Annotated in this window: 21 protein-coding genes and 2 pseudogenes; 5 read left to right on the top strand and 18 right to left on the bottom strand. The window is 62.4% G+C overall.

Annotated features, from left to right (window positions below):
• Nucleotides 1-46: 46 nt before the first annotated feature.
• Complete coding sequence (locus tag QCE63_RS33805) at nt 47-424, bottom strand: response regulator (protein ID WP_309839439.1); 378 nt, start codon at nt 422-424, stop codon at nt 47-49.
• A gap of 678 nt (nt 425-1,102) precedes the next feature.
• Nucleotides 1,103-1,318: a CsbD family protein gene (locus tag QCE63_RS33800; RefSeq protein WP_309839437.1), complete on the bottom strand. Its 216-nt coding sequence runs from the start codon at nt 1,316-1,318 to the stop codon at nt 1,103-1,105.
• Nucleotides 1,319-1,654: 336 nt separating this feature from the next.
• On the opposite strand from QCE63_RS33800, the gene QCE63_RS33795 reads away from it, so the two are divergent.
• Entirely contained in the window at nt 1,655-2,095 is a 441-nt protein-coding gene (locus QCE63_RS33795; RefSeq protein WP_309839435.1) for a response regulator, read from the top strand.
• A gap of 1,326 nt (nt 2,096-3,421) precedes the next feature.
• Here QCE63_RS33795 and sauS read toward each other — a convergent pair.
• The 10 genes from sauS to accB form a co-directional block, all read right to left on the bottom strand.
• Nucleotides 3,422-4,834 carry an acylating sulfoacetaldehyde dehydrogenase gene (gene sauS / locus QCE63_RS33790; RefSeq protein ID WP_309839433.1) on the bottom strand — a complete coding sequence of 471 codons (1,413 nt, stop codon included), beginning with the start codon at nt 4,832-4,834 and terminating at the stop codon, nt 3,422-3,424.
• Nucleotides 4,831-6,144, bottom strand: coding sequence for an MFS transporter (locus QCE63_RS33785; protein ID WP_309839431.1), 1,314 nt, complete (start codon nt 6,142-6,144; stop codon nt 4,831-4,833). The genes sauS and QCE63_RS33785 overlap by 4 nt, the downstream gene beginning before the upstream one ends.
• A 79-nt stretch (nt 6,145-6,223) precedes the next feature.
• The gene (locus tag QCE63_RS33780; RefSeq protein ID WP_309839429.1) at nt 6,224-6,949 is read right to left on the bottom strand and encodes a sulfite exporter TauE/SafE family protein; all 726 of its coding nucleotides are present in this window, start codon (nt 6,947-6,949) and stop codon (nt 6,224-6,226) included.
• Between the two features lie 5 nt (nt 6,950-6,954).
• Nucleotides 6,955-7,713: an SDR family oxidoreductase gene (locus QCE63_RS33775; protein ID WP_309839426.1), complete on the bottom strand. Its 759-nt coding sequence runs from the start codon at nt 7,711-7,713 to the stop codon at nt 6,955-6,957.
• Between the two features lie 78 nt (nt 7,714-7,791).
• On the bottom strand, nt 7,792-8,571 hold the full coding sequence (locus QCE63_RS33770; RefSeq protein WP_309839424.1) for an ABC transporter ATP-binding protein: 780 nt from the start codon (nt 8,569-8,571) through the stop codon (nt 7,792-7,794).
• 14 nt (nt 8,572-8,585) lie between these two features.
• A complete protein-coding gene (locus QCE63_RS33765; RefSeq protein WP_309839423.1) occupies nt 8,586-9,428 on the bottom strand; it encodes an ABC transporter permease in 843 nt (280 codons plus the stop codon).
• A gap of 66 nt (nt 9,429-9,494) precedes the next feature.
• Nucleotides 9,495-10,781, bottom strand: a complete 1,287-nt coding sequence (locus QCE63_RS33760; protein ID WP_309839421.1) for an ABC transporter substrate-binding protein — start codon at nt 10,779-10,781, stop codon at nt 9,495-9,497.
• 66 nt (nt 10,782-10,847) lie between these two features.
• The gene (locus tag QCE63_RS33755; protein WP_309839419.1) at nt 10,848-12,353 is read right to left on the bottom strand and encodes a pyruvate carboxylase subunit B; all 1,506 of its coding nucleotides are present in this window, start codon (nt 12,351-12,353) and stop codon (nt 10,848-10,850) included.
• The gene (locus tag QCE63_RS33750) at nt 12,350-13,711 is read right to left on the bottom strand and encodes an acetyl-CoA carboxylase biotin carboxylase subunit (RefSeq protein WP_309839417.1); all 1,362 of its coding nucleotides are present in this window, start codon (nt 13,709-13,711) and stop codon (nt 12,350-12,352) included. The genes QCE63_RS33755 and QCE63_RS33750 overlap by 4 nt, the downstream gene beginning before the upstream one ends.
• Nucleotides 13,708-14,241 carry an acetyl-CoA carboxylase biotin carboxyl carrier protein gene (gene accB, locus QCE63_RS33745; protein ID WP_309839415.1) on the bottom strand — a complete coding sequence of 178 codons (534 nt, stop codon included), beginning with the start codon at nt 14,239-14,241 and terminating at the stop codon, nt 13,708-13,710. The genes QCE63_RS33750 and accB overlap by 4 nt, the downstream gene beginning before the upstream one ends.
• Before the next feature lie 194 nt (nt 14,242-14,435).
• Here accB and QCE63_RS33740 point away from each other — a divergent pair, with 194 nt between their 5' ends.
• Together QCE63_RS33740 and QCE63_RS33735 are read left to right on the top strand one after the other, a co-directional pair.
• Nucleotides 14,436-15,269 carry a 3-keto-5-aminohexanoate cleavage protein gene (locus tag QCE63_RS33740; RefSeq protein ID WP_309839413.1) on the top strand — a complete coding sequence of 278 codons (834 nt, stop codon included), beginning with the start codon at nt 14,436-14,438 and terminating at the stop codon, nt 15,267-15,269.
• 4 nt (nt 15,270-15,273) lie between these two features.
• A complete protein-coding gene (locus tag QCE63_RS33735) occupies nt 15,274-16,131 on the top strand; it encodes an IclR family transcriptional regulator (RefSeq protein WP_309839411.1) in 858 nt (285 codons plus the stop codon).
• 140 nt (nt 16,132-16,271) lie between these two features.
• Here QCE63_RS33735 and QCE63_RS33730 read toward each other — a convergent pair whose 3' ends face one another.
• On the bottom strand, nt 16,272-16,613 hold the full coding sequence (locus QCE63_RS33730; protein WP_309839747.1) for a helix-turn-helix transcriptional regulator: 342 nt from the start codon (nt 16,611-16,613) through the stop codon (nt 16,272-16,274).
• Nucleotides 16,614-16,630: 17 nt separating this feature from the next.
• Here QCE63_RS33730 and QCE63_RS33725 point away from each other — a divergent pair.
• Nucleotides 16,631-16,810 (top strand): annotated as a pseudogene (locus QCE63_RS33725) (TetR family transcriptional regulator); the annotation flags it as partial.
• An 879-nt stretch (nt 16,811-17,689) separates the two neighbouring features.
• Here the strand turns inward: QCE63_RS33725 and QCE63_RS33720 are convergent.
• From QCE63_RS33720 to QCE63_RS33700, 5 genes are all read right to left on the bottom strand, one after another.
• Nucleotides 17,690-18,877: an IS91 family transposase gene (locus QCE63_RS33720; protein ID WP_309839409.1), complete on the bottom strand. Its 1,188-nt coding sequence runs from the start codon at nt 18,875-18,877 to the stop codon at nt 17,690-17,692.
• An 8-nt stretch (nt 18,878-18,885) separates the two neighbouring features.
• Nucleotides 18,886-19,761 (bottom strand): tyrosine-type recombinase/integrase, encoded by an 876-nt coding sequence (locus QCE63_RS33715; protein WP_309839407.1) that lies wholly within the window; start codon nt 19,759-19,761, stop codon nt 18,886-18,888.
• Between the two features lie 317 nt (nt 19,762-20,078).
• A complete protein-coding gene (locus QCE63_RS33710; RefSeq protein WP_309839405.1) occupies nt 20,079-20,387 on the bottom strand; it encodes a type II toxin-antitoxin system RelE/ParE family toxin in 309 nt (102 codons plus the stop codon).
• Nucleotides 20,375-20,659, bottom strand: coding sequence for a CopG family transcriptional regulator (locus QCE63_RS33705; protein ID WP_309839403.1), 285 nt, complete (start codon nt 20,657-20,659; stop codon nt 20,375-20,377). The genes QCE63_RS33710 and QCE63_RS33705 overlap by 13 nt, the downstream gene beginning before the upstream one ends.
• Before the next feature lie 515 nt (nt 20,660-21,174).
• Nucleotides 21,175-23,670: a PAS domain-containing protein gene (locus tag QCE63_RS33700; RefSeq protein WP_309839401.1), complete on the bottom strand. Its 2,496-nt coding sequence runs from the start codon at nt 23,668-23,670 to the stop codon at nt 21,175-21,177.
• A gap of 570 nt (nt 23,671-24,240) precedes the next feature.
• Between QCE63_RS33700 and QCE63_RS33695 the strand changes: the two are divergent.
• A pseudogene (locus QCE63_RS33695) lies at nt 24,241-25,406 on the top strand (molybdopterin-dependent oxidoreductase); the annotation flags it as partial.
• Nucleotides 25,407-25,503 lie beyond the last annotated feature (97 nt).

The following is a 25,503-nucleotide window of genomic DNA, read 5'->3' as shown; positions in this document are numbered from 1 at the left end:
GTTTCCGTCCGGGAGGTCGATCTTTTACCGAGTTGTCCCAGACCGGTCAGTGAGAAGTCCATTGCGTGAGCAGGTTAATGAGATGCGTTGGTGGATAAGGCTTACGGAGGAAAGCAGTTGGCCGCACGTCGGGAGGTAACGCATGAACCGCCGACTGGAGCAGGAAAGGTATCGTGCTGTAGTCCGGGTGTGAGGTCAGACACCGCCACAGTTCAACGCCGCTCATCACCGGCATCATGTTGTCGGCGACGATCACGTCGGGCGGCGCAGTATGTATCGTAGCCAACGCGTCCGCTCCGTTACCCGCTGTCTGCACGGCAAAGCCCGCGTTTTGGATGATTAACCTGAGCGCGGCTACCAGGGAGCAGTCGTCGTCGACCAGAAGAACGTTAGGCATCGAAGGATCGCTGTATGTGTTGGACATGTCGCGGCGACCGCTCCTTGCGGCAGTCTCGATCGCTAGCCCGTGGCCGGTGCTTGCTCGGCCCATCAGCGGTCGGTACGTCAATTTCTCCGATTCCTCCGGCCGGATGCTCCGGGGGAGAGTGTCAGTTAGCGGCAATCGGCGAGAGGGAAGCCGGCACAAAAGCGCATCTATTGTACATCTTATTCGTGACGGACGTTCGTGCTTTACAGCACATGCGACTTCGCTACGAATGTGCAGTCGGTTCTGCTTCGCCGTGGTCGCGAGCCTTTGATGCAACGACAAACTGGAACCCCGCAAGGACGGTTTCTTTTGACTACCGCGGCGACCGTCAAGGCGCGTCGAGGACGGACATGGCTCTACTGTTTTATCTTGCCCGTCGCCTTACCGCCAGCGTCCGCCCCCGAAGCACCATCCGGCGACATGCCCTTCTCACGTTGCTGCATTAAAGTCGGCCCCCCCGACGGGTCTGCCCCCCGCTGGAAGTGCGGTCGGTCGCTTGATTTGCTGTGGCGCCGTTCTGGGTCGTTGGTGACGGTGCCTTCTGCGTGGTCTGCGCGAACGCACCAGTGCTTGCCGCCACGAGGAGGCCGCTTAAAAGAGATGAGATGCGGTTGATGCGATTCATGGCTGTAATTGGAGCCTCAAACGGCTTCCCTCACCGTCGAATAGGATAGATTACGGGGCCACCGAACCAGGGTCACGGTCCACCCTCTCGTCCGCTGCGTCCTTCGCATCCTCTTCGGCGTTGCCGACTTGCTTTCTTGCCTCGCCAGCGACCTGCTGAGCGTCGCCCTTCGCCTCCTGGGCCGGATCGTTCGTCATCTTCCCGACGCCCTCATTGATTTTTCCCTTCGCTTTTTCGCCGACGCCTTTCACCTGATCTTCATTCATGGCCACCTCCCGATGAAAGCCTGCGGATTGCAAGCGAATGTCACCGCGCAAAAAAGATGCCTCGACATAAGGGCACGTCTATAGTGAGAATCAGGAGGAGGAAATGTCGCAGAAGTTCGATATCAACTGGAGCGTCAGTCCGGCGGATGGGTCTGGGCAGCCTTTCTGTTGAGAGCAGAAGATGGCACGACTATCATGGTCGGTCAGTCTTCGGAAGCGTTCGCTACCGAAGAAATAGCGCGTTTTGACGCAGAGCGCTCATTGCGCGACGTCTATGACAGCCCTATAGCCGACCGGCAAAAAGCCTAGCGGCATAGCCGTTGCTCTGAGCACACCATGACACATCTCCATACTGTCATGGCTGCGACTCCTGGATTATGGACCGATCGCCTGTTCGACCGCGTGTTGCCGCCGGTCGTCCTGCTCATTGTCGACGACGACATGGCCAGCGCGCAGGCGCTTGCCGCGGTTCTTGTGATTGAAGGTTTCCGGGCGACGATCGTCGAGAGCGGCCCGGCCGCTTTTGAAATGCCGGTGGAGACGACGCCTCACGTCGTGATCCTTGATATGGAGATGCCCGTGTGCGATGGATTTGCGGTAGCTTCATCCATGCGAGGGTCCAGCCGCTTCGCAAGGACGCCGATTATCGCCTATACCTCGCTGGCAGAAGCGGATGTGGAGGAACGTGGCAGGCAGGCGCGAATCGATGCCTTCTGCCGCAAAGGCATGTCGATTCAGCCACTCCTCGATCTCATCGGACTTGTTGCGCCCGTATAACTTCCGTTGCGTCTTGGTGTACGGCAACTGAACCGCGAACTATATGCCCTGCGATGACGTGCTAGGTGCAACGGCTTTCGGCTAACTCTCGAACCGGGAGACTTCAAAGCACCTTCGTCGGTAATACCCCGGTCGTCATGACAGGGGCCATGACAGCGGCTCGCCGCGCGGGTCGATTCCCGCGTGCCAGTGCTCACCTGCGGAGGTGAGCACAGGATCCCCGAGGGCGACACTTCGCGGACGTTCTCATTCGTCCTTCTCTTTCTCTCGTTCCATCATTGTGCCCGGAGAGCCGAACTAAGTACTTCCCATCGCGTTACATCATGCTCCAAAACCGCTACGAAGTCATCGCAGACAGCCGCGTGGAACAACAGTAAACGTGGAGGCGGACACGCTCCGCCGTCCTTACGGCGATTTGATACGCAGTGACGGACAGAGAGAGAGCAGTGAAGGTCATAAGGCATCACAGGGGTCTATTGCCCGACCTCTATTTCGACACGATCGGGGTATAGACCTGCATCGGCGGCGGCCTGCTCTACATCCTTCGTGGACGGAAAAGCCCCTAGCTCGCCTATCGTGTCTTCGCCCGCAGACAGCCGCCCGCCCCATAACCCGGTCGGAAGGCGGTATATATGCAAGATAATGGGTTCGTCATTGTCTCGTTCCATCGCGTCTCCTAGATCGCACCCAGGGCGTTGTCGGTCCCGACTTGATATTTGTCGAATCCAGCGTATCACAGCCCGGAAAAGCAGGAGGCAATTTGCCGATTACGAGGAAAAGTGACAAACGGAGCCGCTCAATCGGGCGATGCCAACGTCAGCAGTCCACAGACAGAGGGTTTGCGCCGAGCGACACGCAGACCCCGATGTTCGGGCTAGTGATCCGCACGGCACCGAAAAAAGATTGTGGATGTTGAAACGTGGCAGCGAGCGGCGCTTGCCGACCCTTCTCTGCCGCTCGACCTCTGCCAGCCCCCATGTCTCGTAACCACGCGAAGCCGCCGCTGGAATGACCCATGCGCCGCCGACAACGAACAGTCGGGGTTGCCGGCAGGGAAGGTTTAGTGCTTATGACGTTGCATTTTCGCGCTGGCGCGATGCCGAACCTCGCTCGACCCAACGTCCAAAATTCGTGCCCTTGCTCCACGAAAATTCAACAATGGGCTGGTGGCTTCGAGCGTCATCAATCGGTGACACGTGTAGCGCCGTATCTCTCGGCGGCCCCTCTTCGCATCGTCGAAGCGACTCGCGTCCTTAACACGAATGTTGAGGTGATCGGAATGCACTACAAGAACCCGTAAGGCAATTAAGTCTAGTTTTGACCTTTTTATCGCCCAACCTTGCAGAAATAGGCTTCGAACAGCGCGTCCACTTCAGGCACGTGCTCGGCAATCGGCAGCACGACGCGGGTAATGTTCATGTATTGCCGGAAGTTCAGGTTCGTCGAGAAGTTGTTGCGGCCCCAGGTGCCGCAACCCATTGAAAGGGAAAACGGCAGGCCGTTCTCGAAGCTGCCGCCCGTCGCGATGCAGTGCGCCTGATCGACAATGACGCGCGCGACCGGCAACTGCGTCCCGAGCGTGACAGCGAGCGCGTCGCCCGCTCCGTGCACGCCGACCGAATGGCCCGCGCCCATATAACGGTAAATGCCTTCCACGATGCGTACAGCTTCGTCGATCTCCCTCGCGCGATAAACGGCAAGCACCGGCGCGAGCTTCTCGCCCGAGAACGGACACCCGGCGCCATAACCGGTCTCTTCCACCATCAGAAAGCGCGGTTCGCGCGCGGCGATATCAGCGAGTCCCGCCTCACGCGCGATCTCTTCTGCCAAACGTGCGGTGCAGCGTGCCGAGAGCTTGCCGTCGCGCCACATCGTCGCTTGCAAACGCGCCTTTTGCTCGTCGTCGAGCAGCGCGCCGCCCTGTCGCTTCAGCGCTTCGAGCATGCGCTCGTATATCGGCGCCTCGATTACCACGCTGTTCTCTGACGAGCAGCTGGTCGCATTGTCGAAGGTCTTCGACAGCGCGATCTTGCGCGCTGCGGCGTCGGGATCCGCCAACGCTGTCACGATTGCCGCGACGTTGCCCGCGCCGACGCCAAACGCAGGCGTGCCGCTCGTGTATGCCATGCGTACGTTGGATTGCGATCCTGTCGCGACGACCAAATCGCACTGCTTCATCAGTGTCGCGGTCGCGGCCTTGTCGATCGGCGCGGGCAGCATCTGTACAAGATCCGGATCGAGTCCAGCCTTCGCGAACTGCTCGTGAACGAAGCCGATCAGCCTCGCGCAGGTCGAATGCCCTTTCGGCGACGGTGCGACGATCACCGCATTGCCGCACTTGAGCGCATTGATGATCTTGTTTGCAGGCGTCGCAGCCGGATTGGTCGATGGCGTGATGGCTGCCACCACACCTATGGCACGGGCGATCTCGATGATGCCTTTCGCTTCATCACGCGCGACCACGCCAGTCGTCACCACACCGTCGAGATCGCGCATCAGGCCGGGTGTTTTGCGGTAGTTCTTTGTGAACTTGTCGCTGGCATTGCCGAGTCCGGTGTCGCGCACCGCGAGCTCCGCGAGCAATCGGTTGCGCTGCGGTTCCATGATTGCCCACGCTGCTGCGGCGGCGGCCGTATCGAGCGTGTCCTGACCGGCGTGCTCGAAGCGCCGCTGCGCCGCACGGGCCCGCGCGACCTGTTCCGCGACGGCACGGTCCGCATCAGCGGATGGCTGACTCATTTGGCCGCCCATTTCGCCACCATCTCATGCTGGTCGGATGGATGCCTGACACTTGCCACGCAAAGTGCCAAGACGAGCGCCGCGAACACGACATACGCGCAGACGAGCCACGGCTGTCCGCCGTTGAACTTGAGCAGAACCGTCGCGATGATCGGCGTGAGCCCGCTCGCGAAGATGCCCGAGAACTGATACACGAACGAGATGCCCGTATAGCGCACGTGCGGCTCGAAGAGTTCCGAGAAGAGCGCGGCCTCCGGTCCGTAGATCATCGCGTAGAAGATGCCGAACGGAATGACGATCGAGATCCACACCGCGAGCACGTTCACCGGCTGGCTCGACATCAGCCAGAACGCCGGAAACACGGAAGCGCCGCAGATCAGCGCGCCCCAGAAGAACGTGCGCGCACGGCCGAAGCGGTCCGAGAAACGGCCGAACAGCGGAATGAACAGACACATCGCGAGCGCGGCAGCCATCACGCCGACGAGCGCATCGGTGCGCGTGAGCTTCAGTTCCTGCGTGAGATAGGCAATGGCGAACACCGCGAACAGATTGAAGAACACGCCTTCGATATAACGGATGCCGAGACCGAGCATGACCTGCCTGCCGAACTGCGACATCAGCGTGGCGATCGGCAGCTTCACCGCTTCGCCGCGATCCTTCACGGCCTGAAACTCGGGCGTCTCCATGATCCTGAGCCGGATCCACAAGCCGATCGCAATCAGGATCACCGACGCGCCGAACGCAATGCGCCAGCCCCACGCGAGAAACTGCGCCTCGGTGAGCGTCTGCGACAACAGCGCGACGAGCCCGGACGCGCCGCACAGCCCGATCGACACGCCCATCTGCGGCAGGCTCGCATAGAAGCCGCGCTTCTCGGGCGGCGCATATTCGAAGGCCATCAGCACGGAGCCGCCCCACTCGCCGCCGAGTCCGATGCCCTGCAGCACACGCAGCAGCAGCAACAGAATCGGCGCCCAGATGCCGATCTGCGCATATGTGGGCACGAGCCCGATCGCCGCCGTCGCCACGCCCATGATCACGAGCGTGATGACGAGCATGCTCTTGCGCCCGATCTTGTCGCCGAAGTGGCCGAAGATCACGCCGCCGAGCGGCCGCGCGACGAAGCCGACCAGGAAGGTCACGTAGGCGAGCATCGTGGAGACCAGCGGATCGCCGGTCGGGAAGTAGAGCTTGTTCAGCACGATCCCGGCGATGACGCCGTAGAGAAAGAAGTCGTACCACTCGACCGTCGTGCCGATGACGCTCGCGAGCGCCACGCGCCAGACCGGGTTGCCCTGATCGCTTTGCATCGTGCCTCCTGTATGCCTTGTGTTCCCTCTGCGGGGAATCGGCGGCTTCATATGTGCGCGTCGGGCCACGCACAGGACCTCAGGCGGCGAGCGTCACCACCGAAACGACGACCAGAAATCCGAGCGTCGCCCGCCTGAAACGGCGCTCGTCGATCAAACCGAACAGACGCATGCCCGCGAGAATGCCGAACAGATAGCCCGGCGCGAGAATCCACAGCGGCATGGGACCGTCGATCATGAACGCGCCGCGCATCCACAGCACGATGAGCGCGGCGACCGACATCGCCATGACCGTGACCATCAGGTTCGCGCGCGTATCGACGCTCGGCGCGGAGCTGGAAAGCAGATACAGGATGACCGGCGGCCCGCCGATGCCCGTGCCGCCCAGCAGCGCGCCGCTGAGCAGGCCCAGCGCGATCGAAGTCGGCACGCGCGGCTCCGCCTTGTGACGGATGCCCGCGAGCAACGCGAGCGAGAACACCAGCACGAGCACGCCGATCGCGCGCCGGATCAGCGACTGGTCCGCATTGACGAGCGCCCACGCGCCGAAGGGCAGCGCGACGAAGGCCGCGATGCAGATCGGCATGACCACGCGCCATTGCGCGCGGCCGATGAAATGCCGCAGCACCGGCAGCACCGCGAACGCTTCGAGCAGCAGCACGGGCGCGACGATGAACTTCGGGCTGGTCATCAGCGAGAGGAGCGGCATCATGACGAGCGAGCCGCCGAAGCCGGCTGCGCCGCGCACGAAGCCCCCCGCGAGGGCGGCGGCGAAGGCGATGGCGGCGACGGTCGGCGTCAGCATGGCGCTCAGCTCTTGAGAAAGCCGCCGTCCACCGCGAGCGTTTCGCCCGTGATGAACGCGGCGGCGTCGGAGGCGAGGAACACCGCCGCGCGCGCCACATCGTCGACGGTGGCGAGGCGGCCGAGCGGAAAGCGCGTGAGCACGCGCGCCTTCACGTCGGGCGTGAGCACGTCGCGGACCATGTCGGTTTCCACGAGCGCGGGCGCGACCGCGTTCACGCGCACGTTGAACGGCCCGAGTTCGCGTGCCAGTCCCTGCGTGAGCGCGACCACCGCGGCCTTGCTCGCGCCATACCAGACGTTGCCGACGGAGCCGCCGCCGTGCATCGCCGACACCGACGCGATGTTGACCACCGCGCCGCGCTCCTGCCGCTTCATGTGCGGCGCGACGGCCTGCACGCAATGAAACACGCCGCCGACGTTCACGGCCATCAGCGTGTCGAAGGCGGCGGCGGTGGTCGTCTCGAACGGACCTTGCGCGAGAATGCCCGCGCTGTTCACGAGCACGTCGATACTGCCGTGCTCATCGACGATACGTCTCACCGCGCGCGCGATCGCCTCGCCGTCCCGCACATCGAGACCGATGCCCGACGCGCCGTTGCCCAGCGCGGCCGAGCATTGCATCGCAGCATCGGCGTCGAGATCGGCGATGCACACCATCGCGCCCTGCGCCGCGCACAACTGCGCAATGCGCAGACCGATGCCGCGCGCCGCGCCCGTCACGAGCACCGTGCGTCGGTCGAGCCGTGTATCGATGGTCTCCATCGTCGTGTCCCCCGCGTCAGTGAATGCGTCCAGGGTCCAGTTTGACGCATCGTGCCGGCGCCGGATGTGGGCAGGCCGTCATGACACGTTCGCTTCGTCGTGAATCAGGTCGCGCAGGCGGCGCTTGAGGTGCAGGTAGCCGTCGTCTGATTCGTCGCGCGGACGCGGCAGCTTCACTTCGATATCGGCTTTGATGCGCCCCGGCCTGCGCGTCAGCACGATGATCCGGTCCGAGAGAAGAATCGCCTCGTCGATGCTGTGCGTGACGAGGATCATCGTCTTGCGCGCTTCGGCTTCGCTTTCCGCGATCAGACGCCCGAGTTCCTGCTGCATCGCGGCGCGGTTCTGCGCGTCGAGCGCGGCGAAGGGCTCGTCCATCAGCAGCACTTCGGGATCGACCGCGAGCGCGCGCGCAATCGACACGCGCTGGCGCATGCCGCCCGAAAGCTGATGCGGATAATGACCCGCGAAACCATCGAGCCCGACCAGCCGCAACTGCTTCGCGACGATCTGCTCGCGCTCCGCGCCCGGCACTTTCTTCATGCGCAGGCCGAACGCGACGTTGTCGCGCACCGTCATCCACGGAAAGAGCGCGTAGTCCTGAAACACGACGGTGCGTCGCCATGTCGGGCGCGCGACCTTGACGCCATCGACGAGCAGTTCGCCCGATGTCGGCGTCTCGAAGCCCGCGAGCAGGTTGAGCATCGTCGTCTTGCCGCAACCGCTGTGTCCGAGGATCGAGCAGAATTCGCGATCGCTGACCTCGAAGCTCGCGTTGTCGAGCGCGAGCACGTCGCCGCCGCGCCGGTGGCCCGATGCGTACACCTTGCTCACGCCTTTCACGCAGACTGATCCCATCGTCCGTCTCCTTCTCAGTGTCCGATCGCGCGCGACCACGGCAAGAGACGCCGCATCGCCAGGCGCAAGGCGCTGTCCATCGCGAGGCCGACCAGCCCGATCGTCGCCATGCCGACGATGATCGAATCGGTGCGCAGCACGCTGCGCGCGTCGTTGATCATGAAGCCGAGGCCGGAGATCGCGCCGACCAGTTCCGCCGCGACCAGCGCCATCCAGCCGACGCCGAGACCGATGCGCACGCCGGTCAGGATCTGCGGCAGCGCGGCGCGGAACACGACGCGCGTGAGAATCGACGCCTCGCTCGCGCCGAGACAGCGCGCCGCGCGAATCAGGTTCGGCTCGATGCCCTTCACGCCGTTGATCGTGTTGAGCAGGATCGGAAAGAAGATGCCGAGGAAGATGATGAATTCGTTCTGCGTGTTGCCGATCCCGAACCACAGGATCGACAGCGGAATCCACGCGAGCGGCGGCACGGGCCGCAAAATTTCGACGATCGGATCGACCTGTTCCTCGACGAGCGGCCACCAGCTCATCGCGATGCCGAGCGGAATCGCCGCGCACGCCCACACGAACGCGACCACTTCGCGCCGCACGCTGTCGATGAGGTTGTGCAACAGATCGCCCGACAGGATCAGCTGCCACGCCGCCGCGAGCACCGCGCTTGGCGCGGGCAGCAGGTTGCGCGTGGTGTCGTCGAGCAGCACGGTGCTCGCGTACTGCCACGCGGCGATCAGCACGAGCAACAACGTGAGTCCGCGCAGCTTGCGCAACGCGTGGCCGAGCCACGTTCGTTTCGCGGCGGCCGCGCGTGCGGACGCGTGCTGCGCGCTCGCCGGTTCGATCGTCGTCACGTCCACGGTGTCTCCTTTCGTACGGGGTGTATCGATAGCGTCTTCCATGGCTGCAAGGCGGGCAGTGCCGGTTCAGGGCGTCCAGGTCCTCTTGTCGAAGGTCCATGGCCGCACGAGGTCGCCCTTCTCGGGGAACGGCTGCGGCGCTTTCATGCTCTGCACGTCCAGATACGACGGATACGGAATTTTCGCGGGATCGCCCTTCCAGCCCGCGGGCACGAACGGCGGCTCTTTCGGCACGGTCCAGCCGAGCTTGTCGAAGGTCTTCTGCATGAAGCGCGGATCGACGGCGGCGACGAAATCGTCGGCGGTGAGTGGCCGCACGATGCGCCCATGCTCGTGCAGCCAGCGGAACACGACCGAATTCACCTGCCCCCAGAACTGCGCGTTCGGATATACGTAGCTCGGCTTGTACGCGTTGTTGTAGCGCTTGACCTGATCGAGCAGGATCGGCTTCGAATAGCTCTTCAATTGCGGCACCTGCGCCATCAGGTCCGCCGTCTGCTCGGGATGCAGGCGAATCCACAGCGTCGCCTCGACGAACGCGTCGCACAGCGCCTGCACCACGTCCGGCACGTTCTGCACGAGTTCGTCGCGCACGTAGAACTGGCCTTCGTACATGTTGTACGGAAAGATCGAATCGGCGACGCGCCCGTTCTTGCGCTGCTCGGTGATCATCGCGACGGTCGGGTCCCACGACACGACGCCCGCGAGTCCTTCGGGCATCGCCATCTGGTCGCCCGGTGTCATGTTCTTGAGGATCACGTCACGGCCGATCTGCACGTCGTTGACCATCGCGGCCATCTGCACGTAGAACTCCGCCGACGAGCCCGTCACGATGCCGAGCGCGGCGGGCGGATTGCTGCCCTTCAGGTCCTTGAACGACCTGATCTTCGAATCAGGCGGCACGACGAGCGCATGCAGCAGGTTCGGGCTCTCGATCGCGATCGCCTTGACGGGAATCTTCTTGTCGAGCAACGACGAGAACGGGAAGTTGCCGCCACTGCCCACCTGGAAGCGCCCGGACACGAGCACTTCGTTGATCTCCGGTCCGGAGGCGAACGCCTGCACCTTCGTTTCGAGGCCGCGGTCCTTCAGGAAGCCCTGCTTGTCCATCACGACGTTCACCGCATTCTGCCCGGACCACGGCGCCTGATACGCGATCGACAGCGGCCACCAGCCCTTGTCCTTCAGCCATTGAATCGACTTCTGCGAGACCTGCTCGCGCGGCATCGGCCAGCCCCAGTCGCTGAACGTGGGCGCGGCGTCGGCGGCGTGCGCGATCTGCGCCCGCGGCATGGCGGCGCAGAGCAGCGTCGCGCAGGTCGCGGCGAGAAGCATCTTCACGGTTCGTTTCATGCTCGTCTCCGTGTCTGTTAGTCCGCCTTTTCGTGCGGATCGTGGTGACGGCGTCCGGCCGGCGGCCTATCCCCGCGCCGCCGACAGCGTCATGTCCATGCCGCCGAAGCGCACGCGCGCGTGCGTCAGGTCGCGCTGCGAGCCGAGGTAGCGGATCATCTCCGCGAGCGGCGAAGTCTTGTCCTCGTACGCCGGCTCGCTCTTCTTCAGCGGCGCGAGCAGTTCCGGCGAATAGAAGGCGGTGAGCAGCAGGTCTTCATCGCTCGCCGATGCGCCGAGCTGCGCGCGCAGGCGCGGCAATGCGGGCGCGAGATGCGCGGCGGGCGCTTCGTCGACGCGTTCGTCGTCGCGGATGCGCGCGCGTTCGAGGAACGCGTCGGCGGGCTGCGCAGCCAGCCGCCCGTAATAGCCCATCGCGTACTTGCGCACTTCGTCGGGAATCGTCTTGTAGCGCTCGCCCTGCACGACGTTCAGCACCGCCTGCGTGATGATGTATTGCGCGAACGGGCTGACGAGAATCGGATAACCGAGATCGCGCCGCACCTGCGCGGCCTCTTCGAGAATCTCGGGAAGACGGTGCGACATGTTCATCGTCGCGAGCTGCGACTTCAGGTTCGAGATCATGCCGCCCGGCACCTGATGCTCGTACAGCGCCGGATCGTATTCGGCGACGCGGCCGCGCGGCTTGTCGTCGCGCTCGCAGACCCAGTCGAAATAGCCGGAGACTTCCGCCAGCGCCGTGTGATTCACGTTCGTCGCGAAGCCCATGCGGCGTGCGCGCGAATCGATCTCCTCGGCGGCCGGCAGCGACGCGCCGTTCGCGAGCGGCGTCACCGCCGTGTGCCCGAGACTGAAGCCCGCTGACATCGCCACTTCGTAGACTTCCGGCGCAAGGCCGGACTGTCCGTGCGAATGCAGTTGCAGCGGAATATCGCCGACCGCCGCGACCAGCGCCGGAAACAGCGTGCGGCCGCGTTCGGGCGTGAGCAGGCCCGTCGGGTCCTTGACCGAGATGAAGTCTGCCTTCAGCGGGACCAGTTCCTTCGCGCGCTCGACGTAATACGCGTCCGTGTGGACCGGGCTCAGCGTGTAGGTCAGCATCGCGTTGACCTTCATGCCCGCGTCATGCGCCGACGTCACGGACGAAACGATGTTGCGGTTGTCGTTGAGCGCATCGTAGACGGTGAGCACCGAGAGGCCGAGACCGGCGAGCAATTTCGAATTGAGCGCGACGATGTCGTCGGGAAAAAGCTCGAACGTGTAGAGGCTCTGGCCGCGCGTGAGGCCGTCGCAGGGCGTCGCGAGCCGGTCGCACAGCAGGCCCACGCGCCGCCACGGATTTTCCTGCAGATAGCGCACGCACACGTCGAACACCGCGCCGCCGAGAATGTTGATGTACGCATAGCCGACGCGATCGATCGCACCCAGGATCGGCGTCATCGTCGCGGTCGTCATGCGCGTGGACCACAGGCATTGATGCGCGTCGCGCAGCGTCACGTCGACGAGACCGAATGTGCGGCTCGCGGTGTCGGACGGCGCGCTGGCGCGCTGCATGATGGACAGATCGGTCATCTCGTCTCCAGAAGCCGCTCTTCGACGAAGCGCGTGTGAATCTCGCCGCGCGCGAAGTGCGGGTCGTCGAGCAATGACTGGTGAAAGGGAATCGTCGTCGTGACGCCTTCGACGCGCATTTCGCCGAGCGCGCGCCGCATGCGGGCGATGGCTTCATCGCGCGATGCGCCCCACACGACCAGCTTCGCGACGAGCGAGTCGTAATACGGCGGAATGCGATACCCGGCAAAGAGATGCGAATCGACGCGCACGCCCGGGCCGCCCGGCGCATGAAACTCGCGCACGAGGCCGGGACACGGCGCGAAGTTCTGCGTGGCGTCTTCCGCGTTGATGCGGCACTCGATCGCATGACCGTGAATGCGCACGTCCGTCTGCGCGATGCGCAGCGGCTCGCCCTGCGCGATGCGAATCTGCTCCTTGACGATATCGATGCCGGTCACGCACTCCGTCACCGGATGCTCGACCTGCACGCGCGTGTTCATCTCCATGAAGTAGAAGCGGCCCGAGGTGTCGTCGAGAATGCATTCGATCGTGCCCGCGCTGCGGTAGCCGACGTGCCGGCACAGCCGCACGGCCGCATCGCCGATTTGCGCGCGCAGGTCTTCGTTCAGCGCGGGCGACGGGCTTTCCTCCAGCAGCTTCTGGTTGCGGCGCTGCGTGGAGCAGTCGCGCTCGCCGAGATGCAGAATGGTCTCGCCATCCGAGAGTATCTGGATTTCGATGTGCCGCACGCGCGTCAGGAATTTCTCGACGTAGATCGAGCCGTCGCCGAATGCGGCCTTCGCTTCGCGCGCGGCGTCGTTGAATTGCGTGTCGAGATCGGCGGGATCGTGGGCCACGCGCATGCCGCGTCCGCCGCCGCCCGCGGCCGCCTTGAGCAGCACCGGATAGCCGATTTCATGCGCGATCTCGCGCGCCTGTGCGGGACTTTCGACCGTGCCGCGCGAACCGGGCGTGGTCGGCACGCCGGCTTCCTCGGCCATGCGGCGGGCCTTCGCCTTGTCGCCCATCAGCGAGATCACGTGCGCCGACGGCCCGATGAACACCACGCCTTCCTGCTCGCACATCGCCGCGAACCCGGCGTTCTCCGAGAGAAATCCGTAGCCGGGATGAATCGCGTCCGCGCCGTGCACGAGCGCCGCCGACACGATGAAGCGCGCGTTCAGATAGCTCTCGCTGGAACGCGGCGGCCCGATACATACGGCGCGGTCCGCGAGGCGCACGGCGAGCGAATCGCGGTCGGCGTCCGAATAGACCTGCACGGTCTCGATGCCGAGATCGCGGCACGCGCGAATGATGCGCACCGCGATCTCGCCGCGATTCGCGATCAGCACGCGTTTAAAGCGCTGCGCGTTCATGCGCCCGCCTCCGCGCTCTTCGGCGCGATCACGACGAGCGGCTGACCGAACTCCACCGGATCGCCGTCCTTCACGAGTACATGCGTGACGACGCCATCCGCGCCCGCCGCAATCGAATTCATCAGCTTCATCACTTCGATGATGCAGACGGTCGCATCGGCGCCGACGGCATCGCCGATTTCGATGAAAGGCTTGGCGCCCGCCTCGGCCGAACGATAGAAGGTGCCGACCATCGGCGATTTGACGACGGTGGAATCGGCTGGCCAGTCGGAAGGTGCCGCGGCGGCGGGCGCGGGCGGCTCCGGGCGCTGTGGGGCGGGAGCGGGAGTTGGCGCGGGAGCAGGCGCTTCCACGGCCGCGCCATTTCCCGCATGAGCGACAGGCGCGCTGCCATTGACCACTTCCCCGCGACGCAGATCGAGTTCTACGTCGCCCATGCGCAGATGGAACTCGTTGAAATTCGCCGACGACTTGATCAGTTCGACGAGTTGAACGAGATCCTGAAACGTCAGGGTTCTTTCTCTTTCCATGTGCGGGGCACCTCGCCGTTTGGCCGACGTCGCATGCATCGCGCGCTGAGGATTTCGATGGATGAAATACCGCGTTCCGTTGAGAGAGATGATTGCACACGACGAGACCGGGTGCAATAATGAAATGCTACATCTCATTCAGTGAAATCCACTAGATCGCCTGATGTTCGGGCCTCGTTCAGGAGGAGTTCCGCATGCCGTCTCCAGTCATCATCACGGTCGCGATCACCGGCGCGGTGCCGAAGAAGCGCGACAACCCGGCCGTTCCGGTCACGCCCGAGCAGCAGATCGAGTCGACGCACGAGGCATTCGAGGCGGGCGCGTCGCTGGTGCACATCCACGTGCGCGACGCCGATGAAAATCCCAGTTCCAATCCCGAGCTTTTCGGCCGCGTGCAGGAAGGCGTGCGCAAGCATTGCCCGGGGATGATCGTGCAGTTCTCCACCGGCGGACGCGGCCGCGAGCAAGCGGCGCGCGGCGCGATGCTGCCGCTCAGGCCGGACATGGCGTCGCTCGCCACGGGGTCGGTCAACTTTCCGAAGAACATCTACGAGAATCCGCCCGAGTTCGTCGAAGGCCTCGCGCGCACGATGCAGGAGCACGACATCAAGCCCGAGATCGAGGTGTTCGATCTCGCGATGCTCTACAACGCGGCCAATCTGATGAAGGCCGGGCTGCTCGCGCCGAACGCGCACGTGCAGTTCGTGCTCGGCGTGCCGAACGCGCTGCCCGCGCGGCGCAGCATCTTCGATTTCATGCGCGCGGAACTGCGCGAGGTGCTGCCCGAGGCGACCTGGGTTGCGGCCGGCATCGGACGTCATCAATGGGAGGTGAACCAGTGGTGTCTGGAAACCGGCGGGCACTGCCGCACGGGTCTGGAGGACAACACGCGCTTCGATGCAACCCGGCTCGCGACGAGCAACGCGGAGCTGGTCGGCAAGATCGTGGATGCGTGCGAGCGCTTCGGCCGCGTGCCCGCGACGCCGCAGCAGGCGCGCGCGATCCTGAAGCTGCCGCAGGCGGCGTGAAGGCGTGCTCACGTACAATGGCCGTTTCGAGTTTCCGCCCCACGCGATGCTGAATGCAGACCCACAGAAGCCGGAATCGACGGCGTTAAGGGCGTTCGCCGTACTCGAATACGTCGCGCACGCCGCCGCCCCCGTTTCCCTCGACGACGCGACCCAGGCCTGCAAGCTGCCGAAGCCGACTGTGTTCCGCATCCTGTCGATGCTGGTCGAGGCGGATCTCGTCTATCGCGAGCCGCTCGGCAAGCGCTACACCGTCGGCGCGCGCTCGGCGGCACTCGCGCTCGACGTGCTGCGTCATTCCACGCTGCGCTCGCAGCCGCATACGGTCTTGCAGGAACTCGTCGACACGGTGCGCGAAACCTGCAACCTGACCATCCTCGACGGCAATCAGGTGTTCTATCTCGATCGTGTGGAAACGCCGCTGCCCTTGCGTCTGCATCTGGAGCCGGGCACGCGCGTGCCGCTGCACTGCACGGCGAGCGGCAAGCTGTTCCTGATGAACATGACGCAGAAGCAGATCGAGGCGCTGATCGGCAAGCCGCCGTACAAGCGCTTCACGTCGCGCACGATCACCGAGTGGGAGCCGTTGAAGGAAGAGCTCGCGCGCACGCGCGAGACGGGCGTCGGCCTGCATGACAGCGAGCTGTTCGACGATTCGGTGGCGATTGCCGTGCCGCTGCCCGATGCATCGGGACGCGTGTATGCTGCGCTTGCGTTGCATGGCCCGTCGTCGCGGCTTGACATCGCGGCGTGCATGAAGCTGTTGCCGGAGTTGCGTGCGGCGGCCGGCGCCATCGCGGATGCGATGACGCCGGTTAGCAAGCAAGCGAACGACGTGACGCAGAGCGATTCCGCTGACTAAGTAGGCAGCTTCCGGCTCTATTCATAAGTGGTCAGTCAACTTCCCTCGAAACTCGACGATCGATAAGCACATGATCGGCGACAACCGGCTATCCACGCAGATGGCGGGGCGTTCTGTCGGATGCCCCGCTCGAACGATCATCATCGCAGCCGGCTGCGCTTGATCTCCGGGCGCGTCGCCGCATTCGCGCGCCGCTCCCCAGTGGGTGCCAGCGACACATCTCCCAGCGGCTCGAACAGCTCGGCCAGAGTCACTCCGAGGACAAAGCAGATGTTCGCCAGCGTCTCAACGGACGGATTCGCAATTCCGCGCTCGATCGCGGATATGTAAGTACGGTCGACGTGCGCTTCGAATGCGAGCGTCTCCTGCGATTTGTCGGCTTCGTGCCGGCATTGCTTGATGCGCCGTCCGAGAGCAACAGAAATCGGGGCGGGGTTGCGCGTGGGAGGATCTGGTCGCCGAGTCGTCATGAACGGCAGGATGCCCATCTGACGACTAAGCGATTCTGAACGTACCCGATGCTCTCCGGTCCGCCCGCTTGTTTGCCGCGCTTTTCAAATGATCCGATCTCCTGCTTATCGCACGCTTCGATGAGGCGAGAGCAGAGGAGGACAAAGAAATCGAATCCGATTGCAGGTCGGCCGTCGCCATGTTCATTGCCGCGCACGGCGGCATCTAACGGTGCGCTGTCGCGGCCGATGAAGAACACGCAGCAATTGCATACGCTGTTCGCCCTGAGCAACCTATGGATGGTGCGTTGACGACTGATGCGCGAGTCCACTGCATGAGCGCAAAAGCCGCGCGAGCGGGCAGGCAATCGGCACCTTCCTTATGCCGAACGTCGCGCTGCATTCGAGCCAGGTGCCGCGCCGCTTCCACCGCATCGGCCCTATGTTGATGGCTCAGTGCGGCAAACGAGTCCTGAACACCATCCCTAACCTTGCGGGCGCTTCCCTTCGATCTGGTGAACGACAAGCTGATTGCTTATAGAGAAATCAAACTTACGTTCGAGAGCAATTCGAGGCTCGAGCAAGACGTCATCGTTGCACGGCGTAAGCCGCCTCACCAACTCACGGGTCTAAGCGTCCCAGCGTCCGCAGAGGCCGATGAACGAGCGCTCGCCCTGTGACAATCAGATGGCCGGTTGCGAAGCAGAGCCGACGCCTGAGCGGCCTGCCGGCGGCGCATGTGACCGGCAGTTTGTGTTTAGGGTTGTAGGACGCCTGCCCTGATCCATCGGCACGTCAACACGCCCAGGCGTCAGCGGGCAGGCGTCCTACAAGCCCCAAGGGAGGAAACCGCGGAGTGCCCCGACGTGGTCTGAACCTTTCACCGCTATGGCGATTTGTTCAACCTCATTGAAGGCACGGCGTATATGAACGCGGATAAATGTGAGTCACGGCAACCGCGATTGCAGCAGCGACGCTGCTGGGCGTTGCTATCGGCCGGACCGGCCAGCAACAGACTGCCCGTTTGGAGTCATAGGCGCAAGCGTCTCCTATGCGCTCTCTTTGTCGAAGAGCCGACAGTTGATGTGTGAATCCTGACGCGATGGCATTCATGCGTGTGCTCGCTCAACCGGTGGTGCCCGAATAGGTCTGCTGCGCTGGAGTATGTCGATGATGATCATCGGCGAACCACAGTGCCGGCAAACGAAGGTCGGTGACGCTTCGACTGTAGCGATGTCGTTGGCACTGCTGCCGATAGTGGCAGACGCTGCGCCCAGCAACTCGCGTATCTTCGCGAGATTCGCGCGTCGCGATGGGTTCGCGAGCAAGCCGTAATGGCGGATGCGGTGGAAACCGCCAGGCAGCACATGCAAAAGGAAGCGACGCGTGAACTCATCTGTTTCGAGGGTCATGGTCTTGTTGCGGGTGCGTCCACTCACGCGGTAGTCCTTCCAGCGGAAGGTAACGCCGTATTCGTCGAGCGCGACTAGGCGCTGGTTGGAGATCGCGACGCGGTGGGTGTAACGCGACAGGTAGGCGAGCACTGCTTTGGGTCCCGCAAACGGGCGTTTGGCATACACGACCCACTCGGATGCGTACATTGGTGCGAGCCACCTGGCAAAGGCTGCGACATCGTTGAGCGCGGCGTATTCGCCGAAGAACCGCAACTGCCCCCGGCGATAGGTCAATTCAAGTTCTTCAAGGAAGCGCCGGCGAAAGAGGCGCGAGAGTACGCGCACTGGAAGGAAGAAGCCCGGCCTGCACGCTATCCACCGGCTTCGGTCCGGCGATAATCCGCCACCGGGAACGATGCCGTGCACATGGGGATGATGGGTGAGCGCCGAGCCCCACGTATGCAGGACGAGCGTGGCACCGATCTGCGCTCCAAGATGCTTCGGATCAGCGGCAATGGTGCGCAACGTTTCGGCCGCGAGATCGAACAGCAGCCCGTAGATGATGGCCTTGTTGTAATACGCAATCGCGCTGATCGCAGCGGGCAGTGTGAAGACCACGTGGTAGTACTCGACGGGCAGGAGATCGGCCTCGCGCGCTTCCAGCCAGCGGCGCGCCGCGCCAGCCTGGCACCGTGCGCAGTGCGTGTTGCGGCACGAGTTATAGGCGACTTCGATCGCCGTGCATCCTTCGCAGCGCAGCAGGTGCCCTCCCAGCGCCGCGGTGCGGCACTGTTCGATTGCGGACATGACCTTCAGCTGCCCGAGGCTCAGATTAGCGGATCGATGCCACGCTGGACCAAGAGAGCGGAAGACGTCCGCGACCTCAAGCGCGCAATGCGCCACGATGAGAGCTACTCAGTAGGCAAACTCTCAAGAGGGCTGACCACCTCGCGCGGAATATCGGTGGCAACCTGGGCATAAAGCGCTGTGGTCTCAAGCTTCTTGTGCCCGAGCATGACCTGGATCACCCGGATATCGACCTTCTGTTCCAGCAGATGCGTGGCAAAGCTGTGCCGCAAGGTATGCATGGACACGCGCTTGTCGATTGCCGCAGCCTCGGCCGCAGCATGAACCGCTCGGTTGAGTTGGCGGGTGCTGAGCGGCTCGATCGGGTTAAGTCCGGGAAACAGCCAGCCTCCGTCGAGCATCTTGCCCTGGGCTCGTGCGACCCGCCACCAGACCCGCAAACGCTCGAGCAGGATCGGCGACAGCATGGCATATCTGTCCTTCTGGCCTTTGCCTTGCTCAACGCGCAGCGTCATACGCTCGCTATCGATGTCACCGACCTTCAGCGCAGTTACCTCGCTGGCGCGTAATCCTGTTCCGTAGGCGAGCGCCAGCGCCGTTTGATGCTTCAGGTTGGTCGCCGCCGCGATCAGCCGCCCAACTTCTTCGCGGCTGAGTATGACGGGCAAGGTACGCGGGAGATAAATCGGACGCATCTTCGCCATCAATGCTTCTTGAGCGAGCGTCGTACCGAAGAAGAACTTCAGGCCGGTGATCGCCGCGTTCAAAGAAACTGGCGACACACCGTGGTCAACCAGATGCAGTTGATAGCGACGCAAGTCTTCGACGGTGGCAGTGTCGGGCGAGCGTCCAAGGAAGACGGTGAACGCTCGTACCACACGAAGATAATTGGCTTGCGTGGTCGGCGCGAGGCGGCGCATGCGCATGTCGTCCATCATGCGCTGACGCAACGGACTGGTAACGTGGGTGGGGGATGTCATGGCCCGGTTCCTCCTGGGTAACGAGGCGGATCGCCTCATCACTCAACATAGGAAACCGGAGGGTTTTACCCTTTCCTAACCAATAACTTTGAACGGAGCACATACCGCGCGAGCGGTTTAGTCCTGTGGCCGAACTTGGTCAGGTCGGGTTCGCCCGATGGCGCTTTGATTCATCGACGAGCCACCGCGAATCATCAGTGACTCGTTTTCCGCAAATCAATTGCAAGGCGAAGGATAGATAGTATTCCTACGTTACGACGCTAAATTCCTTTATGTAAACTGCGACAGTTCAACGCATCTTGGAAAGTTTAAGTACCTCAGCTACTGAAGCGGCGATATCGCACCTCCCGCTGGCTGCGAATGGCGACCACGAGCACAACATCCAACTCAGCAACGAACTGGTAAAGCGCAAGGTAGCCGTGCGTTCCACTGGAAATCACCAACTCCCGCAGCGGGCTCGGCCCGCCAACAGGCCGCCCGATTTGCGGGCTCGACTGTAGGATGTCCAGCGCGCGAACGATCTCGTCAATGCGGGTCGCCGCCGTCTCCGGCGTATGCTCTAACAGGAAGTCGAAGATACGATCGAAATCCTCGCGAATTTCGGGAGCGAGGATTATCCGCGCCATCTCTTGACCTTGGGAACTGCCTGCGCGTGACCCGCGGCGCGTTCGCCCAGATAGTCACGCATGTCGGCCCAATCAATTCCGAGGCCGCTCGTCAACATGTTTGCCAGCCGGTCATTCCCTTCGCTGAGGAACTTGTGTCGCAATTCTTCGCTGGTAACCCTTTCGGCGATCGCCGCAAGCATGAAGCTGTGAGCCGTAGTGCCCGATTCCTCCGCAAGTCTCGCCACCCGGTCGCGTAGGTCCGACGGCAGGCGCAACGTGGTGGTGGACATGTCAACCCCTTGTGATGTGTTACAGTTGTGCTACATCTTACGCCTTTTCCCTGCTCGATGCACCCTTGATGATCTGCCTTCCGACAGTCCAGGGGCAGGGACAAAGCGGCAGAGCCGTTTATGCAGACGAACAGGTCGGCAGCCTGGGGGCTACTGGCCAAGGCAGTCGACCGGCTAATGGAAGGCGCTCCTTGCGCGTAGGACAGCATCAAGGCTTGAGCAGGTGAACCAGGCAAACAGATCAGGTGACGCAGCAGAATGCCGCTCTGGTCGAACAGGCTGCCGCTGCGGCCTCGGCGCTCCGGGAAATAGCGAGCCACCTCGTCCGGCAAGTCGCCGCGTTCGAGGTCGCGGAGTCGGTCAACGCCGACGCTCGCACTGCGTAGCGACTACTGCGACTTTCTTAGAGTTGCCCATTGCGACGATGCCTGTCTCGGTGAGCATGAAGATGGTGTAGTCCCTGAGGGCCGGGCCATCGGAGGCGAATCGTTGATCTCACCTAGCCAAGCACCTGCTTAAGACGCGCTCGGCGGCAGGCGCTCGGCCGAGCCGCCCGCTTGAAGTGAATTAAGTAGCGTCAGTAGGGCGCTAATGTCAACCGGCTTCACAAAATGGTGATCGAAGCCAGCAGACTGCGCTCGCAGCCGATCGTCCAACTGACCGTATCCCGTGATCGCTACAAGCACCGGCTGCCGGGCTCCTTTGGCACGAGCGCGAGAGGCCAGTTCGTACCCGTCCATTTCGGGCAGCCCGATGTCGAGCAGAGCGACATCTGGGAAGAAGGAGGCAAGCCGCTCCAAAGCATCAGTCGCTCCGTAGCATACGCAGACAACGTGTCCTTCGTCCTCGCAAACAAGACCGAGAGAATCGGCCGCATCGCGGTTGTCGTCGACGATGAGGACCCTCAAGGTAGAACGCTGCGTGGCTGCGGGCGCTGACGGGGCAGGAACGGTCGGGCGCGCCGTCCGTAGGCGCGGGAAGCGCATCGTGACGGTGGTCCCATGTCCAGGACCGGGACTCGCGACACTGATTGTCCCGTCATGCAGCTCAACAAGTTTGCGTACGAGCGACAGGCCTATTCCTAGCCCACCCTTTGACCTGTCAAGCGTTTGCTCACCTTGTGTGAATAGTTCGAAAATACGCGGTAGCAGTTCTTTGGCGACTCCCGCGCCCGTGTCCGACACAATAACGGTGACTTGACTTTCGTCAGTGCAAGCTCGAAGTGAAATGCTACCGCCGCGCGGGGTGTACTTGATCGAGTTGTTGAGCACGTTGACGATTATTTGCGACAGGCGCGTCGCATCTCCGAAAACCCGGGCCGTATCTCTCGGCACGTCGACAGTCAGTGTCTGCGACCGCTCTTCGACCAAAGATGCGACGGCTTCCGCCGCTGCATAGACGACTGCGCCCACGAGCAGCGGCTCCCGCGCCAGAGTGATTCGCCCCTGAGTGATCCGCGATACCTCGAGAAGGTCGTCGACCAGTCGCGTCAGGTGAGAGATCTGCCTGTCCATTAAGGCGACAATTTCTTGCGGGTCTTTGTTCGTTGCTTTGCGCTGCAGCAGTGTCACCCCAGTTCGCAGCGGGGCCAGGGGATTGCGCAGTTCATGAGCAAGCATCGCTAAGAACTCGTCCTTACGCTTATGTGCGTCGCGAAGAGCGAGCTCCATGTTCTTCCGGTCGCTGATATCGAGCATGCTAGCAATGATGCTCTCGGGTGTCCCATCGTTGCCGCGACGCAACAGCGCGCTACCGGTCATCCAGTGTTCCCCATCCGCTCGCCTGATGCGAAATTCGAAGTCTGCGTAGTCTCCCTCGTTGCTGACCAGTCGCCGGATCCCCTCTTCCAACGCTTGCCGGTCGTCGCGGACTACGCGGGCGAGCGCGACGTCGTACGCGACTTTAAGTTGCCGCGGCGATTGTCCCCTGACTCGCGCGCCGGCGTTGGCACCTTCGATGGTGACTAGGTAATCCTGTAGACCGAGCGTTACGATGACGATATTGGCTGCCTCCATCGCGAGCGTAAGGCGAACATGACGCTCTTCGCTGACTACTTTTGCGTTGTGCTGGTCGGTCACGTCTTTCGTTGTCCCGAACCACTCCGCAAGGCGCCCCGCCTCATCGCGCATCGGGACCGCCCTCGCGTGCATGAACCGATAAACGCCGTCTGCGCGTCGCATCCGAAAAGTCGCCTCACGTGCACTGTGGCCCTGCAATGCTTCGCTCCATACCTTGCGCAGCTGTTCCCGATCGGCCGGATGGACCGAATCAAGCCAGCCATGACCGACGAGCATCTCCGATGGCAGCCCAGTAAAGGTCTCCCACTCACTTTCTTCACCTTCGACCGGGCGCATCGCACCGGTCTGATCGGCCGACCAGATGAGAGCGGCAGAAGAACGCGCAAGCTCGCGGTAACGGCGCTCGCTACGAGCGAGCATTGCGCGTGTAGTGCGGCCTGAGCTGATCTCCGACGTCACTGCGAACACCGTTGTCGCCGTACTCGCCTGGACAGGTGCTTGGTCGCGCGCTTCGGCGCGCATGCGCAGCCAGCGCGGCGTATCCGACGATGGCCCGACTTGAAACTCGAACTCAAATGGTCCTTGACATGCCAATCCCTCGAATACTGCGCGCCTGAACAAGGCTCGCTGTTCAGGTACCACTTTGTTCCAGAGGACGTCCAACGGCACGGCTTTTATCAACTCGTCCTGCCCGTATAGCCGTGCCAGCACTGCCCTGATATGTGCAATGCCAGCTCCCGCGTCCCATTCCAATGCTCCGGTGGCGGCGGCCTCAGGAGCACACTGCAGGCGATGCTCTGTTTGTTCGTGCGCTAGCCACGCACACTTGTACGCATGAATATCGATCGCAATGAGCACGCATCTGCCGCTAGTGACTTGATCCGAGACAACGGGGTTCTCTAGATGCAGCGCATGCCACCGGTACTCACCGTCTTCGCGACGCAACCTCGCATCGATGCAGGTACCCGTTACTGCGTCAGCAACGAGGGACATCGCTGATTCGACGACCGCTATGTCTTCGGGCGCGACTACATTGCGCCAGTTTGTGCCGCCGGCGAGCGCTAGACCGAAATAGCTTGTTGCGCGTTGGTTCGACGGCCGCGCGACGCTCCCGCGATCTATTGACATCACCAGGCAACGATCAGCTTTGAGGAATGCTTGAGCGGACAAAAAAGCACCTTCGTCTGTTTAACCTACCCACGGTTGCTTGGAAGCGTCGTTACGTCAGGCGAATATCTCCACCACCGAGATTTTGCGCCGTACGTGTGGCTTATTGTCCATCAGGCCTGACAAGCGCCACGCATTTATTTACAGGCTATCGGTGCATAGACATCCGGGCGCCAGCCACCGGGAACTGACATGCGGTTCAATCTCTTTTCATGGTTTGCCAGCGGGAACGTTGGATCGGCGCCGCCGGTTAGAACGGACAGAACATTGCTTGCTCATGTCACGGCATGATGTTTCGTTACCAAGGAGCGTGTCGTGTCCGATGCAAAAAAAAGTCCGTCGTACCCATTTTCCTCGGGAGGATGGGGCTCGCTGAAATCCGTCGCCACTATCCTGATGCAGGAGAAGGTGCCGCTCAAGGACAGCGCCATACTTTTGAAGCAAAACAAGCCCGACGGCTTCATGTGTGTGAGCTGCTCGTGGGCGAAGCCAGCCGACCCCCACACGTTCGAGTTTTGCGAAAGCGGTGCGAAAGCCACAGCATGGGATACGACGGCAAAGCGGATGACGCCAGCTTTCTTCGAACTTCATACCGTGAAGTCGCTATTGAATTGGCACGACCACGACCTGGAAGAAGCCGGACGTCTGACTGCGCCGATACGTTACGCTCTGCAAGCGACAAGTATGTCGAGGTGACATGGGAGGAGGCATTTGCAGAAATCGCCGAGGAGCTCCGAGCGCTCGATCCTGAAAGCGTCGTTTTTTATACGTCGGGGCGCGCGTCTCTTGAAACCGCATACATGTATCAGCTTTTCGCGCGTCTATATGGCTGCAACAACCTGCCCGACAGTTCAAACATGTGTCACGAAAGCACGAGCGTCGGCCTAAAGGAAGCGATCGGCGTCGGTGTGGGAACTATCTCTCTGGAGGATTTTGCCAAGACCGACCTCATGTTTTTCTTCGGTCAGAACGTTGGGACCAACAGCCCTCGGATGCTTCACCAGTTGCAACATGCGCGCAAGCGTGGCGTGCCGATCATCACCTTCAACCCGTTGCGGGAGCCAGGATTGGTGTCCTTTGCAAACCCGCAGTCGCCTGTGCAGATGCTGACGCCGGCCGAAACACAGATCAGCACTCAATATCATCGGGTAAAGACTGGGGGCGATACCGCCGCGATACTCGGAATATGCAAAGCCGTCTTGGAAGCCGATGACCAAGCAGTAGCGCATAACTCACCTCGCGTTCTTGACGTCGCATTTATCGAGGAACATACCCACGGATTCGAGGAGTTCGCCGCATACGCGAGGACGATCGAGTGGGCCGAGATCGAACGCGTCAGCGGTTTGACCCGTGCCTCGCTGCTCGAAGCTGCAAGCGAGTACATGCGAGCGAAAGCGGTTATGGCGCATTACGGCATGGGGCTCACGCAACATCGGCTGGGCGTGCAAAATGTCCGGATGCTGATGAACCTGCTGTTGTTGCGAGGGAATATTGGCAAGCCCGGCGCCGGTCCGTCGCCGATCAGAGGTCATTCAAATGTCCAGGGGCAACGCACGGTCGGGGGGTGTCAGTATTTCCGTGTTCGAGGCAGATTGAGTAATTACACGGAAGGTCGAACGAATCGATCTGCATAAAGGATAGCGAATTGGTTCATGGCCG

This window comes from Caballeronia sp. LZ065, assembly GCF_031450975.1.
Taxonomy (GTDB): domain Bacteria; phylum Pseudomonadota; class Gammaproteobacteria; order Burkholderiales; family Burkholderiaceae; genus Caballeronia.
The sequence above is the reverse complement of the archived record's forward strand: the minus strand, read 5'-3'. Positions and strand labels throughout refer to the sequence as shown.